The sequence below is a fragment of the Exiguobacterium sp. UBA7533 genome (assembly GCF_002479335.1).
In the GTDB taxonomy this organism is placed as follows: Bacteria; Bacillota; Bacilli; order Exiguobacteriales; family Exiguobacteriaceae; genus Exiguobacterium_A.
In genome coordinates, this window is record NZ_DLMP01000008.1 from 375 (window position 1) to 13,967 (window position 13,593).

At 46.4% G+C, this 13,593-nt stretch carries 10 protein-coding genes and 15 tRNA genes; 2 read left to right on the plus strand and 23 right to left on the minus strand.

Annotated elements, in window-relative coordinates; all coding sequences use genetic code 11:
* Positions 1 to 191: 191 nt before the first annotated feature.
* Positions 192 to 1,010 (plus strand): sulfurtransferase, encoded by an 819-nt coding sequence (locus B2U10_RS11175; protein WP_290787763.1) that lies wholly within the window; start codon positions 192 to 194, stop codon positions 1,008 to 1,010.
* 41 nt (positions 1,011 to 1,051) lie between these two features.
* On the opposite strand, the gene B2U10_RS11180 is transcribed toward B2U10_RS11175, so the two are convergent.
* From B2U10_RS11180 to B2U10_RS11195, 4 genes are read right to left on the minus strand one after another with little or no spacing between them, the layout of a single operon-like run.
* A complete protein-coding gene (locus tag B2U10_RS11180) occupies positions 1,052 to 3,475 on the minus strand; it encodes a glycogen/starch/alpha-glucan phosphorylase (RefSeq protein WP_290787766.1) in 2,424 nt (807 codons plus the stop codon).
* A 28-nt stretch (positions 3,476 to 3,503) separates the two neighbouring features.
* Positions 3,504 to 4,955 carry a glycogen synthase GlgA gene (glgA, locus tag B2U10_RS11185; protein WP_029340919.1) on the minus strand — a complete coding sequence of 484 codons (1,452 nt, stop codon included), beginning with the start codon at positions 4,953 to 4,955 and terminating at the stop codon, positions 3,504 to 3,506.
* Between the two features lie 14 nt (positions 4,956 to 4,969).
* Positions 4,970 to 6,070 (minus strand): glucose-1-phosphate adenylyltransferase subunit GlgD, encoded by a 1,101-nt coding sequence (glgD, locus tag B2U10_RS11190; protein WP_035409446.1) that lies wholly within the window; start codon positions 6,068 to 6,070, stop codon positions 4,970 to 4,972.
* Between the two features lie 13 nt (positions 6,071 to 6,083).
* A complete protein-coding gene (locus B2U10_RS11195; protein WP_290748557.1) occupies positions 6,084 to 7,244 on the minus strand; it encodes a glucose-1-phosphate adenylyltransferase in 1,161 nt (386 codons plus the stop codon).
* A gap of 206 nt (positions 7,245 to 7,450) precedes the next feature.
* Between B2U10_RS11195 and B2U10_RS11200 the strand changes: the two genes are divergently transcribed.
* Positions 7,451 to 9,226, plus strand: coding sequence for a transglycosylase domain-containing protein (locus B2U10_RS11200; protein ID WP_290787769.1), 1,776 nt, complete (start codon positions 7,451 to 7,453; stop codon positions 9,224 to 9,226).
* Position 9,227: 1 nt separating this feature from the next.
* Here B2U10_RS11200 and B2U10_RS11205 read toward each other — a convergent pair whose 3' ends face one another.
* The 19 genes from B2U10_RS11205 to B2U10_RS11295 all read right to left on the minus strand — a co-directional run bounded on the left by B2U10_RS11205 (position 9,228) and on the right by B2U10_RS11295 (position 13,570).
* Complete coding sequence (locus B2U10_RS11205) at positions 9,228 to 9,794, minus strand: DUF5366 family protein (RefSeq protein WP_035409453.1); 567 nt, start codon at positions 9,792 to 9,794, stop codon at positions 9,228 to 9,230.
* 238 nt (positions 9,795 to 10,032) lie between these two features.
* A complete protein-coding gene (gene trmL / locus B2U10_RS11210) occupies positions 10,033 to 10,506 on the minus strand; it encodes a tRNA (uridine(34)/cytosine(34)/5-carboxymethylaminomethyluridine(34)-2'-O)-methyltransferase TrmL (protein ID WP_023467320.1) in 474 nt (157 codons plus the stop codon).
* Between the two features lie 3 nt (positions 10,507 to 10,509).
* On the minus strand, positions 10,510 to 10,989 hold the full coding sequence (locus tag B2U10_RS11215) for a methylated-DNA--[protein]-cysteine S-methyltransferase (protein ID WP_290787772.1): 480 nt from the start codon (positions 10,987 to 10,989) through the stop codon (positions 10,510 to 10,512).
* A complete protein-coding gene (queG, locus tag B2U10_RS11220) occupies positions 10,964 to 12,124 on the minus strand; it encodes a tRNA epoxyqueuosine(34) reductase QueG (RefSeq protein WP_290787775.1) in 1,161 nt (386 codons plus the stop codon). Before queG ends, B2U10_RS11215 begins: the two co-directional genes overlap by 26 nt.
* Positions 12,125 to 12,213: 89 nt before the next feature.
* Positions 12,214 to 12,284, minus strand: a tRNA-Gly gene (locus B2U10_RS11225).
* A 38-nt stretch (positions 12,285 to 12,322) separates the two neighbouring features.
* Positions 12,323 to 12,393 (minus strand) — tRNA-Gly (locus tag B2U10_RS11230).
* Positions 12,394 to 12,397: 4 nt separating this feature from the next.
* A tRNA-Leu gene (locus tag B2U10_RS11235) sits at positions 12,398 to 12,478 on the minus strand.
* A 36-nt stretch (positions 12,479 to 12,514) separates the two neighbouring features.
* Positions 12,515 to 12,588, minus strand: a tRNA-Cys gene (locus B2U10_RS11240).
* Positions 12,589 to 12,594: 6 nt separating this feature from the next.
* Positions 12,595 to 12,669 (minus strand) — tRNA-Gly (locus tag B2U10_RS11245).
* Between the two features lie 8 nt (positions 12,670 to 12,677).
* Positions 12,678 to 12,749: transfer RNA gene (locus B2U10_RS11250), tRNA-Gln, on the minus strand.
* Positions 12,750 to 12,759: 10 nt separating this feature from the next.
* Positions 12,760 to 12,832 (minus strand) — tRNA-His (locus B2U10_RS11255).
* A 9-nt stretch (positions 12,833 to 12,841) separates the two neighbouring features.
* Positions 12,842 to 12,912, minus strand: a tRNA-Trp gene (locus B2U10_RS11260).
* Between the two features lie 4 nt (positions 12,913 to 12,916).
* Positions 12,917 to 13,000: transfer RNA gene (locus B2U10_RS11265), tRNA-Tyr, on the minus strand.
* 31 nt (positions 13,001 to 13,031) lie between these two features.
* Positions 13,032 to 13,107: transfer RNA gene (locus tag B2U10_RS11270), tRNA-Phe, on the minus strand.
* Positions 13,108 to 13,114: 7 nt separating this feature from the next.
* A tRNA-Asp gene (locus tag B2U10_RS11275) sits at positions 13,115 to 13,190 on the minus strand.
* A gap of 8 nt (positions 13,191 to 13,198) precedes the next feature.
* Positions 13,199 to 13,272: transfer RNA gene (locus B2U10_RS11280), tRNA-Met, on the minus strand.
* 10 nt (positions 13,273 to 13,282) lie between these two features.
* A tRNA-Glu gene (locus B2U10_RS11285) sits at positions 13,283 to 13,357 on the minus strand.
* A 21-nt stretch (positions 13,358 to 13,378) separates the two neighbouring features.
* A tRNA-Ser gene (locus B2U10_RS11290) sits at positions 13,379 to 13,469 on the minus strand.
* A gap of 26 nt (positions 13,470 to 13,495) precedes the next feature.
* A tRNA-Asn gene (locus tag B2U10_RS11295) sits at positions 13,496 to 13,570 on the minus strand.
* Positions 13,571 to 13,593 lie beyond the last annotated feature (23 nt).

A 13,593-nucleotide genomic window follows, 5' to 3' on the forward strand; every position in this document is an offset into this window, starting at 1 on the left:
TGCTTTTTCATCCGCTGCTAGCGTGACGAGTTCTTCTTTTAATGTACTGTCAAGATCAGCGAACTGATCCCATTTTTGATAGGTTTCTTTCCATGACATAGTAAATCGACTCCTTTTTGAATGAGGGTAAGACTTGCGATGATGCGATACCTTTCATATGATTAACACTAGAAAGGGTAAGGTGATGAGGCATGTTTCCTACGATTCAAATGGCAGACCTTCAACAGCTCGTCCGTACGGATCAGATTCGCTGGTTTGACTGCCGCTATGACTTACAACAACCTGAATATGGACGAAATGCTTTCTTAGAACAACACGTCGAAGGTGCACAGCACCTGGATTTAACGACTGACCTTTCTGGTCCAATCGATGAGGTCGGCGGTAGGCATCCGCTTCCTTCAAAAGAAGCGTGGCAACACACACTGGAACAGCATGGTGTGACCCCGGAAGACTTCGTCGTTTTGTATGACGATGGTTTTCCATATGCCGCTCGTGCATGGTGGTTATTTAAATGGATCGGACATGAGCGTGTCGTCGTTCTCGAGGGCGGATTCTCCTCTTACCTAGCGTTCGATCTTCCGGTTACAGACGAGACTTTTACTTATGAATCCTCTCAGTACACGCCGCGTTTCCAAGACGAGATGCTCGTCTCGTTCGAAGAGCTAAAGGATCAGCTGACAGAAACGCTGGTCATCGATTCCCGAGCGCCCGATCGGTATCGCGGAGAAATCGAACCACTCGATCATGTCGCCGGACACATTCCGGGTGCCGTAAATTGTTACTTTGAACAAGCACTCTCACCAGATGGTCGTTTACGAGACGCGGAAGATTTGAAAGAACTATACGCCGACATCCTGCCGGTCACGGCACCTATCCTCTACTGTGGAAGCGGTGTGACAGCGTGCGTCAATGTCATCGCTCTCCACTCACTCGGGAAAACCGATGTCCGGCTCTACGCCGGCTCTTATAGTGATTGGGTCAGCCGCGGTGAAGACGTCTCCCGTTCGTAAACATCAGACGCTGACAGAAATATCTGTCAGTGTTTTTTTGTTTAGAGTTGAATTGGTTTGATGTTCCAGATCGCATTCGCATACTCTTTAATCGTTCGATCACTTGAGAACACACCTGACCGAGCAATATTAAGAATGACACGTTTATACCATTCTTCCGGTTGCTGATACATCCGATCGATACGTTCCTGCGCTTGTTGATACGACATGAAGTCTTTCAGGATCAGATACTCATCATTATACGTCAATAATGAATCGTAAATTGCTTGGAATTCACCCGGAGCAAATAATGTCCCGTCGACGAGACTATCGATGATTCGTCGCAACTCGGGTTGGGCACTGTATTGATCATACGCACTATAACCGCCGTATTGCTTATAATTCATGACTTCCTGCGGCGTTAAGCCGAAGATGAAGATGTTCGCATCCCCAACTTCATCTCGAATTTCGATGTTCGCTCCGTCGAGCGTTCCAATCGTCAAAGCGCCATTCATCATGAACTTCATATTGCCGGTTCCAGAGGCTTCATAGCTGGCAGTCGAAATCTGCTCACTGACATCACTTGCCGGGAAAATCTTTTCAGCAAGCGATACACGATAGTTTTCTAGGAAGACGACTTTCAAGTATGGGCTGACCTCTGGATCCTGATTAATTAAGCGAGCTAACGCATTGATATAACGAATGACTTCTTTTGCATAATGATAGCCTGGCGCTGCCTTTGCACCAAAGATGAATGTCCGCGGTGTCATCGTAAAGGAACGGTCTTCCTTCAGACGATAATAGAGCGAATGAATGTGTAACGCATTTAAGAGTTGACGTTTGTACGCATGCAATCGCTTGACTTGAACATCAAAAATCGAGGTTGGATCAACGACGATACCTGTTTCCTTTTCAATGAGCAACGCTAATTCTTCCTTACGCTGAAGCTTGATCTCGGCGATGTCCTTCTGCAGTGCTGAATCCTCTGCCCATTTCGTCAATTTTTGCAAATCGGACGGATGCTGAATCCAACCATCCCCGATCGCTTCTGTCACACGGTTTGCCAGTGCTGGGTTCGATGAGAGAAACCAGCGACGATGTGTAATCCCGTTCGTCTTATTATTAAATCGAAGCGGAAACATCTCATAGAATAGTCGCATCTCGCGCTGCTTCAGAATCTCAGTATGAATCTGAGCGACACCGTTCGTTGAATGCGTGCCGACGACAGCCAGATTCGCCATGTTGATCCGATCGTCCGCGATGATGGCGATATCTCGCATATGTGCTTCCATGTGTGGATAGTTCGCCAGCACATCTTTACAGAAGCGTCGGTTGATTTCCTCGATGATGAGATAGATGCGTGGCAACAAGCGACGGAACAAATCAACCGGCCAACGTTCGAGTGCTTCTGATAATAACGTGTGGTTCGTAAACGACATGACACTCTTCGTGATCCGCCACGCTTCTTCCCATCCAAACCTTTCTTCATCAACAAGAATCCGCATCAATTCCGGAATCGCGACGACCGGATGCGTATCATTGATATGAATGGCAATATGATTCCCGAGTTGCTTCAATGAATGGTTTCGTTTTTTAAAGGACGTCAAGATACTCCGTAATCCTGCAGAGACGAAGAAATATTGTTGCTTCAGACGGAGTTCTTTTCCTTCGTACGTCGTATCATCCGGATACAAGAACTCTGAAATCGTCTGAATCGATTGTTTATGTGCCAGTAAATCTTTATAGTTCCCACGGTATTGACTAAGTAATTCATCATCATCAAGTGGAGACTCAGCACTCCAGAGTCGCAGGTTATTGACAACCTTGTTTTGATAGCCAACGATCGGCATATCGTACGGAACAGCACGGACGATTTCAGTCGGTTCATGATGGACGCGATACCCATCACCGACTTCTTCGAGCCACACATGTCCACCGAATGAAATATCGACCGCTTTATCAGAACGTCTAATTTCCCACATGTTTCCGTTCTTCAGCCAGTTATCCGGTAACTCGACTTGATAGCCATCGATGATTTTTTGCTTAAACAGACCATATTGGTATCGGATACCGTTCCCATGTCCCGGTAGACCAAGCGCAGCCAAGGAATCAAGAAAACAGGCTGCGAGACGACCGAGACCTCCGTTTCCGAGTCCTGGTTCCGGCTCTTCTTCTGTCAGATCACTGAGCTGATATCCGAGTTCTTCCAGTCCCCGTTCCACATCCTTTAAGACGTCAAGACTTAATAGGTTGTTATGCAAGAAACGTCCGAGCAAAAACTCGAGTGAAAAGTAATAGACTTGCTTACTTTTTTTATGGGTATATGTTTCCTTTGTCCGTAACCAATCGGTCGTGACCGTCTCACGTACCAGATAAGCAAGTGTCTGATAGATATCGTTTTCTGTTGCTTCCGTTATTGCCTTGCCATGCATCGAAACGAATCGTTCCGTAAACCTCTCCTTGAACTTCTCTATATCTTTGAACATGACGTAACTCCTTTTCCCAGTGATACGATCAAGTGGCGGACGGTGCAATCAAACGATATAACGCCAAGTATTCGTCGGCTGAACGCAACCAACTGAAATCCTCATTCATCGCTGTCTCAATCAAGTGCTCAAAGACCGGGCGATCATGATAGACCTCAATGGTACGTTTAATCGCTTCTAAAAACTCATGTGCATTATAATTCGCGAACGAGAATCCATTTCCTTCTAACGTAAACTGATTGAATGGCTTGACCGTATCACGAAGACCACCTGTTTCCCGGACGACTGGTAAACAGCCGTACTTCATCGAAATCAACTGACTGAGACCACATGGTTCAAAACGCGAAGGCATCAAGAAGGCGTCACTGCCCGCATAGATTCGTTGCGCGAGACCAACGTCGAACCCGATGTAAGAAGCGATTTTGTCTGGACGAATCGATGTCGCATGATGGAACAACCCTTCATATTCCGCTTCACCTGATCCAAGGATGATGAACTGCGCATCGAGTTCAAACAAATCTGGCAAGATATGCGCGAGCAAATCAATCCCCTTTTGGTCGACGAGACGAGAAACGAAACCAAACAATGGTACATCCGGATTGATGGGGAGACCTAGTTCTTCTTGTAAGGCAGCTTTGTTCTTCGCCTTTCCTTCCGTGACGGTATCGACCGAATACGTCTCAACGAGATGCGTATCATGTGCAGGATCAAATTGACGATAGTCGATTCCATTCAAGATTCCGCGTACGTCGACAGCGCGATGTTGTAAGACGGGTTCAAGCGTCTCACCGTAATACGGATCCATGATCTCATCACGATATGATGGACTGACTGTCGTGATTTGATTGGAATGGACGAGTCCTGCCTTCATGTAATTGACGAGACCGTTATGAGCAATACCATCGGCTGTGAAGTGTTCATGACTCAATCCAAGTAAATCACCGAGTACTTCCTCCGGGAAAACACCTTGATATTGTAGATTGTGAATCGTAAAGACCGTTTTAATATCTTGATAGCGCTCTAGGTGCTGATAATGGATTCGTAGGAACGCCGGAATCACACCTGTTTGCCAATCGTGACAATGGATGACGTCCGGTACTTCTTTCCGATCGAGATGTTGAATCATCTCAAGAACGGCACGTGAAAAATACGCAAATCGTTCCGCATCATCATAATGTCCATAAATGACACCATCGCGTTTGAAATAGTACTCATTATCGATGAAATAGAACGTTACACCATCTTGTTTTAATCGGAGGACAGCACCAAATTGCTGTCGCCAGCCAACTGGTACGATGAAGTCGAATAAAAACTCCATCTCTGATTTGTATTGTTCCTTGATTTGACCATAATTGGGTAAGACGACCGAAACGTCTGCCCCTTCCTCAGCAAGCGCTAAAGGGAGCGAGCCGACGACGTCAGCTAGCCCCCCTGTCTTGATGAAGGGTGTCGCTTCCGTGGCAGCAAACCATACCTTCATGAATGACATCTCCTTTAAACGATTGTTTGTTTTTTGATGACGATTGGTTCTTCTGCCGTACCGCGAATGACTTGACCGCGTTTGACGGTCACTTCTTTGTCGAGAATCGCGTACTCAACGACCGCGCCTTCTTCAATGACCGATTTTTGCATGATGATCGAGTTTTTGACGCGCGCATGCTTTCCGACTTTAACACCACGGAACAGGATGCTATCCGTCGTCGTGCCTTCTAACTTACAGCCGTTTGCGACGAGTGAGTTCTTAATCGCTGAACCTGGCAAATAACGTGTCGGCGGTTCATGCTTGATTTTCGTGTAGACATGCTGGAAGTCGTTGATTGCTCCCCACTGTTCAAGCAATAGCATGCTCTCACGGTAGTATGAACGAAGTGAGTGGATGACTTGTGATGTACCACGATATTCATAACCATGTACATGCAAGCGATTTAGCTGCGAACGGATGATACTTTGTAGTAAATCGTACTCGCCACGCGCAATCGCCTCATCAATCAAACGAACGAATAGGTTCTTCGATAGAACGACCGTTTCCATGTAGAACGTCTCATCAGTCGGCTGGAATCCTCGTGATCCGATTGCAGTCACGCGGTTCTGCTCGCCAAAGCGAATTGGACGGCAGTATTTGCAAGGCAGTTCACGCTTCGTATAAACGACTGTGATATCCGCATTCGATTCTTTATGTTCGCGCAAGACATCACGATAATCTACGGCTGATAAGATGTTCGAACCAGAGACGACGACATAGTTCTCCTTACTGCGCAGGAAGAAATCGCGATGAAGGTGGAAGTTTGAGAGATCTCCCCGGAACTCATTCGCATCTTGTGATAATGCAGGCGGGAAGATGTAGAGTCCACCGTTTGAACGGTCAAGATCCCACTCTTTTCCTGAGCCGAGGTGATCCATCATCCCACGATATTTTTCAAGCGTAAAAATTCCGATGTTCGCGATATCGTTTTGTACCATGTTCGTTAATGTAAAATCGATCAATCGATAACGACCCGCAAATGGCACAGCTGCCAAGTTACGATGCTCTGTTAGTTCTTTGAAAAATCCTTCTTCACCACTTAGATTGATGACGCCTAATAAATCGACCTTCATTCGAATATCCCCCTTATTGAATTGCTTCTTTGATGACTTCGTTCTTTTTAACGATGCTGTCTGCTTCAATGACGAAGACTTCTCCGTCCGGAGATCCAATCGTCGCACCATCTTCAACGATGACACCATCTGCTAAAATCGCCCGGTGAATCGTGACGTCTCGTCCGATTTTAACGTTCGGGAAGATGACTGAGTCTTTGACGAGTGATCCTTCCGCTACTTCTACACCATGGAAGAGGACTGAATGATTAATTTCACCTTCGATATGGCATCCTTCATTGATGATTGATGACTCGACCGTTGCGGCGTTCCCGATATATTGAGGTTGTTGGTTCGGGTTGACAGAATAGACTTTCCAGGATGGATCGTATAAATCAAATTCTGGTTCTGCCGTCAACAAATCCATGTTTGCTTCCCAGAGCGATTGAATCGTTCCAACGTCTTTCCAATATCCTTTGAATTTATACGCACGGATATTCAGATTTTCAAAGAGCATGTTCGGAATGATGTTCTTACCGAAGTCGAAGCTTGATTCCGCATCCCCTGCATCTTGAATCAAATGACGCTTCAATACATCCCAGTTAAAGACATAGATTCCCATCGATGCGAGATTCGATTTTGGATTCTCTGGCTTTTCTTCGAATTCATTGATCCGGAGATCATCGTCGGTATTGAGAATTCCGAATCGTGGTGCTTCTTCCCATGGAACCTCACGTACAGAAATCGTCACGTCAGCTCCACCAAGTCGATGCTCCTCGATCATTTTTTCATAATCCATTTTATAAATATGATCGCCTGATAGGACGAGTACATAGTCAGGGTCGAATTGGTTGATGTAACTCATGTTTCGATAAATGGCATTTGCTGTTCCTTCATACCAGTTCTTTCCGTTTTGAGCTTGGTAAGGAGGTAGAATCGTTAAACCACCGTTACGTCGATCTAAATCCCACGCACTCCCGATTCCGAGATAGCGGTTCAATTCAAGTGGTTCATATTGCGTTAACACGCCGACTGTATCGATTCCTGAGTTCGTACAGTTCGAAAGCGGGAAATCAATGATGCGGTATTTTCCTCCAAATGCAACAGCTGGTTTTGCAGTATGTTTCGTTAAAGCTCCCAGACGTTTCCCTTCTCCGCCCGCAAGTAACATCGCAACGACATTCTTTTTAGCCATTTCGTCCCCTCCATTTATGCTCTTTTTTTTCAGACAATTTGAGTTATAAAATCCACAGATACTTCTATATACCCAATCTTTTCTCTTTTTAATATAACATTCCTGCAAAATAGGTTTATTAAAATACAAAAATCGAAAAAAAATCTATTGATTTCTCCATAAAAGACCGATAATAGGAATGAAATGGCTTTTTGAAAGGAGTTCTCATGCGAATTACGACAGGATATCTCGTCTTACTTGGTCTTACGATGATGCTTCTGTTTTCCTTATTTTCAATTAAAGATGAGTTAAAAACAGCACGCACACTTTTTTTCTGGGCCGACGAACAGACGACACGACATCCACTGACCTCCTACCAACCAATCACCGTAACCTATGAAAACAAACAGGTCGAGCTCTATGACGGATTGCGACGGGATGACTTAACGCCTCGAACATTACCCAAAAAAGTCGAGCAAGCGTTTGTAGCAATCGAAGATCAACGTTTTTATCAACATGACGGTTATGACATCACAGGAATCTTACGTGCATTTACTAAAAACCAGTCTGATTCTAAATCCCAAGGCGGAAGTACGATCACACAACAACTAGCAAGAATGACATACCTATCAAACGAAAAAACATATACTAGAAAAATAAAAGAGTTGTTAATCGCTGTTTCTTTAGAACAGAAATATTCTAAAAAAGAACTAATGACGGCTTATGTCAATCAAGCATATTTCGCGAATAATATTTACGGGATCGAACTGGCCGCAAAATCATATTTCAATAAGCCAGCGCGCGAGTTAAATTGGTCTGAAATCAGCTTTTTGACAGCGATTCCGAACAATCCGTCACTCTACGATCCGCTTCGTTTTCCTGAAAATACAAAAAAACGTCAGCAACGAATCGCTCAAGCATTAGTGCGCGATCGTGTACTGACGAAAGATTTTACTATTTCTCATGTGACACCTCGATCCTATAAGCCGCGGGTTCCTTATCCGGACTATATCGATGCAACCGTCCAAGCTGCCATCCGGATGACCGCTCAACAGCACGGATGGAGTGAGAAGCATGCTTCGGAATATCTACATCAACAAGGTGCGATCATTTCGACATATCTCGACTCAGCCGAGCAACAACGAGCTAAAGAAGCTCTTCGTCGTCTACCAGACCCGATTGAGGGAGCCTATGTTGGCATTGATGGACAAACACACGGGGTTACGGCTTTAGTCGGCTACAAATCAAATTTGACCGGTCAGTTCAACCGAGCAGTGCAGTCGTACCGACAACCTGGTTCATCCATCAAACCTTTACTTGTCTATGGCCCTTATCTCGAGAAGACGAAAGCTCGATTGTCGAGTACGTTAGACGGTAGTCCTGTTTGTATCGATGGATACTGTCCATCAAATAGCGGAAATCGGATCCTTGGACAAGTGACGATTGCCGATGCGATCGCTTATTCCTATAACACACCAGCGATCCGTGCTTTTGCTGTTTCTTTCCAAGAAGGATTGAAGTCCATCCGTCCGTTCCATTTCAGTCAGTGGACACGGAAGGATGATGCCTTCACGAGCGCTTTGGGCGGTTTGCAGTACGGCATTAGTCCGTTTGAACTGACAAATGCCTATACCGTATTCGTAAATGACGGGCTCTATCGACCGGCTTCGATGATCAAAAGTATTACGTTTCGAAACGGAACGGTCGAACGACCGCAGGAAAAGGAACAACGGATTTGGTCCAGTCAGACGAACCGTGAATTACGGGCTGGTTTAAAGAATGTCATGACGTATGGAACAGGGCGCAAAGGATACGATCCTTCCGCGCGCTATATCGGAGGAAAAACAGGAACAACGAATGATAATAAGGATATGTGGTTCGTCGGTATCAAAAATCAACACATCGGGGGTATTTGGTTAGGAGCTGACCGTCCCCGCCCTTTCCCTGCTGAAGCCAATGCAACGTTACAGGTCCAGACGTGGGCGACGATTTTACGTCCTTGAGTCAACTCGGAAATAAAATTGCTTCTCCAAAGGAATTGAATAAGGTCAGACCAACCCATGATAGACCAGCGAGTAGAACGCCCCAGGCTAAGAAGGAGAAGATTATCAACCCAACAGCTCCAGCCGCACTCGTCATTTTACTAATCTGTACCGTGTAAAAGATAAAATAGATGAAGAAGGATACAAGCAATACGATCCCAACGTGCAAGAAGGACGTCATGAAAGCAAAGCTGACACATCCTCCGACGAGCAGGAGAATACTGCCCGGACGTAACATACCGAGTGTCGTTCCCTCTTGTTCTTTGATGAAAAAGGCGAAACCGAGCTGATTGATCGTGTCCGATAGTAGTTTAAGCGAACTAAAGATCATGAAATAGACGATCAAAAAACCAAGCCAAACGACGAGCTTCGTATCACGTGCCGTCAGTAGCTGGAGCAGTTCATCGTACACGCCGACTTGATCGAGCCAATGCAATGCAAGTTCCGTCGTCGCGATCGCAAGGGATGTACTAAATAACAAGATGCTGATCAGTGGGGCATAACTTAATAGGTAAACGTTCGTACGCATGTGGAGTCTCCATTCATAGAAAATTCATATGTAGCACACAATTTCACTTACAGGTATACTATAATAGATTATATCGGTTCAAGAGACTGAAGGGGGAAACAAAAATGGCATTTATCTTAATGGTCGGCGTAAGTCTTGCGTTTTTGACAGCAATCTTCACTGCAGGCTACAACAAAAAACCTGAAGGTAACGAATAACTCATAAAAGCTCCATCCTGAATCAGGATGGAGCTTTTGCTTTACAGAAGACCTGCGTATCCTTGCTGACGTAATGCTTCATAGACGATGATCGCTGCCGTGTTCGAGACGTTCAGTGAACGAACGAGATTCGATTGGGGTAAACGGATACACCGTTCTGCGTTTGCATCGATGACTTCAAGCGGCAATCCTTTTGTTTCCCGACCAAAGACGAAGAAATAGTCCTGTTCAACGTCCGATAAGTCAATCTGACTTGGGTACTGTTCCCCGTATTTCGTAATATAGTAGAAGATACCTTCCGGATGTTTTTCCCACAGTTCTTCTAACGAATCATGATAACGGACATCGACAAATTCCCAGTAGTCAAGACCCGCACGTTTAAGTTGCTTATCGTCTGTCGAAAAGCCGAGCGGTCGGATCAAGTGAAGGACGGAATGCGTCGCTGCACATGTTCGCGAAATATTACCTGTATTTTGAGGAATTTCCGGTTGATACATAACGACATGAATAGCCATGGTTCAATTCTCTCCTATCTCATGCGCTAAAAGCGCTTCTTTATGGGCAATTCCGCTTGCGAAACCCGTCAATTTACCGGTCGCCCCGATGACACGGTGGCATGGATAAATCAATGCGATCGGATTCCGATTCAAGGCACCGCCAACAGCTCGTGCTGCCTGTGGTTTTCCAATCATTCGAGCCAGTTCACCATAACTGATCGTCTGACCGAACGGAACGGTTCGCAAAGCTTGTAACACTTTCTCTGTAAATGGTGTGACACGCAACTGACAAGGAAGCGCATCAAGCGCTTGTACCTCTCCTTGTGCATAACGATCAAACGCCATACGCCAAGCTTTCGGTAATGTACCTTCGTCTGTCTCTTCTGCTAAATAGGTCCGAGCACGATCTTTATTCAACCCAAAGTCGAGGTACACGATTTGCTCTTTTTCCCATGCGACGAGCAATGTACCGAACTTATAAGTGAGCTGTTGAAATGGCATCTGCTTCCCCCCACTCTTCAATTAACCGTTGTCCTTCTGTCTGAACATCCACTGCAGTATCTGCTAAAAGACGGGATTCGATGTACGACTTCTCATCAATTCCGCCAATCCGACCGACTGCCCAGAGTGCAAGCGCCCGCATGTCTTCGCGGGCATCTGTTTCCGTCATTAACCGTAGCGCGTCAATAGCACTCTTGTCTCGATAATGAACAAGCGCACAAATCGCATTACGTTGAATCGGCTTCTTACCACGCCATGCTCCGGATAATGTTCCGAAACGACTCTTGAACTCACGGTTACTCATTGATAAGAGTGGAACAAGGAGCGGTTTGACCTGCTCCGGATCCGGTTGTAGTTCAACATGATGTGTCGCATTCTTCTTCCGGTTATATGGACATACTTGCTGACATGTATCACACCCATACAGACGGTTCCCAAGCGCCATCCGAAACGGTTCTGGCAGTAACGTTTTCGTCTGTGTTAAAAACGAGATACATCGTTTAGCGTCGATGACACCAGGTTCAACTAGCGCATCCGTCGGACAAGCATCGATACATTTATTGCATGTCCCGCATAATTCTTCGACTGGCTGATCAGGCGGTAGGACGATATCTGTAATCAGTTCACCAAGATAGAGATAGGATCCGTGCTCTTCACTGATGATCGAGCAGTTTTTCCCACTGAATCCGATACCTGCTCGTTCTGCTACTGCTCGATCGACGAGTTCTCCTGTATCGACCATGGAGCGCGTCCTTGCACCTGGACTCAATTCTTGAATTTTTTCTTCAAGTAACGTCAAGCGTTGTCGCAACGCCTGGTGATAATCCAGTCCCCAGGACGATCGACAAAAAATCCCCCGTCGCTCCCCTTCCTTGCCACGAGGTGCATTTTTGAGAGTACTTGGATACGCGACCGCAATGGCAATGATCGAAGCAGCATCTTCTACGAGTAACGCAGGAGTCGTTCGTAGATCGAGATCGGGCTCTTCGAAACCAGAAGCAAATCCTTTCTCCTGTTGTGCTTGGAGTCTACGTTTTAAAACAAGAAAAGGGTCAGCCGTCGTCACCTTCAGCTCATCGATTCCAATCTCTGCTGCGTACTCTTGTAAAGCCAATTTCAATTGTACACCATCCATCACGATCTACTCCTTTCCTCTTTAAAATCCCATTCCTAAACAAAAAGAGCAAGGTGTCAGCGAAAACGACACATTGCTCTTTTTAGGTAAGCGGGTGAAGGGAATCGAACCCTCGTCATCAGCTTGGAAGGCTGAGGTTTTACCATTAAACTACACCCGCATGATCAGGTGAAACATCAGATTGTGTAAAAAGTATAAAGCGGGTGAAGGGAATCGAACCCTCGTCATCAGCTTGGAAGGCTGAGGTTTTACCATTAAACTACACCCGCAAGATACCGGTGGTCGGAATCGAACCGACACTCCAAAGGAACACGATTTTGAGTCGTGCGCGTCTACCAGTTCCGCCACACCGGCACAATCTCTTGCAAAACTATTTAATTGAGAAATAGTTGGAGGCGCCAGTCAGAATCGAACTGACGATAAAGGAGTTGCAGTCCTCTGCCTTACCACTTGGCTATGGCGCCACTCATTGGAGCGGAAGACGGGATTCGAACCCGCGACCCCGACCTTGGCAAGGTCGTATTCTACCACTGAACTACTTCCGCTTGAAAAGCTGGGCTGGAAGGGATCGAACCTTCGCGTGCTGGAATCAAAATCCAGTGCCTTACCACTTGGCTACAGCCCAATAATAAGAGGGCGACTGATGGGAATTGAACCCACGAATGCCGGAATCACAATCCGGTGCGTTAACCACTTCGCCACAATCGCCATGGTAAACAGGGGCAGCAGGAATCGAACCCGCGCTGACGGTTTTGGAGACCGTAGTTCTACCGCTAAACTATGCCCCTATGGTGGTGGGGGGGGGCGGATTCGAACCGCCGAACCCGAGGGAGCGGATTTACAGTCCGCCGCGTTTAGCCACTTCGCTACCCCCCCACAAATGGGAAAATCATGTTGTTAATAAAGATGGTGGCTTTGGACGGAATCGAACCGCCGACACAAGGATTTTCAGTCCTTTGCTCTACCAACTGAGCTACAAAGCCTTAACAATGGCGGTCCTGACGGGATTCGAACCCGCGATCTCCTGCGTGACAGGCAGGCATGTTAACCGCTACACCACAGGACCGTATGTAATTGCGGGGGCCGGATTTGAACCGACGACCTTTGGGTTATGAGCCCAACGAGCTACCAGACTGCTCCACCCCGCGACGCTATAAATGGTGACCCGTACGGGATTCGAACCCGTGTTACCGCCGTGAAAGGGCGGTGTCTTAACCGCTTGACCAACGGGCCATTCTGAATTGAAAGTGATGATGGCGGAGAGCAAGGGATTCGAACCCTTGAGACGCTTTTGACGCCTACACGATTTCCAATCGTGCTCCTTCGGCCACTCGGACAGCTCTCCATTGTACGTGGTGAAGAAGTAATAAATGGCTCCGCAAGTAGGATTTGAACCTACGACCTACCGGTTAACAGCCGGTTGCTCTACCGCTGAGCTATTGCGGAACGATCGCCTGGCAGCGTCCTAT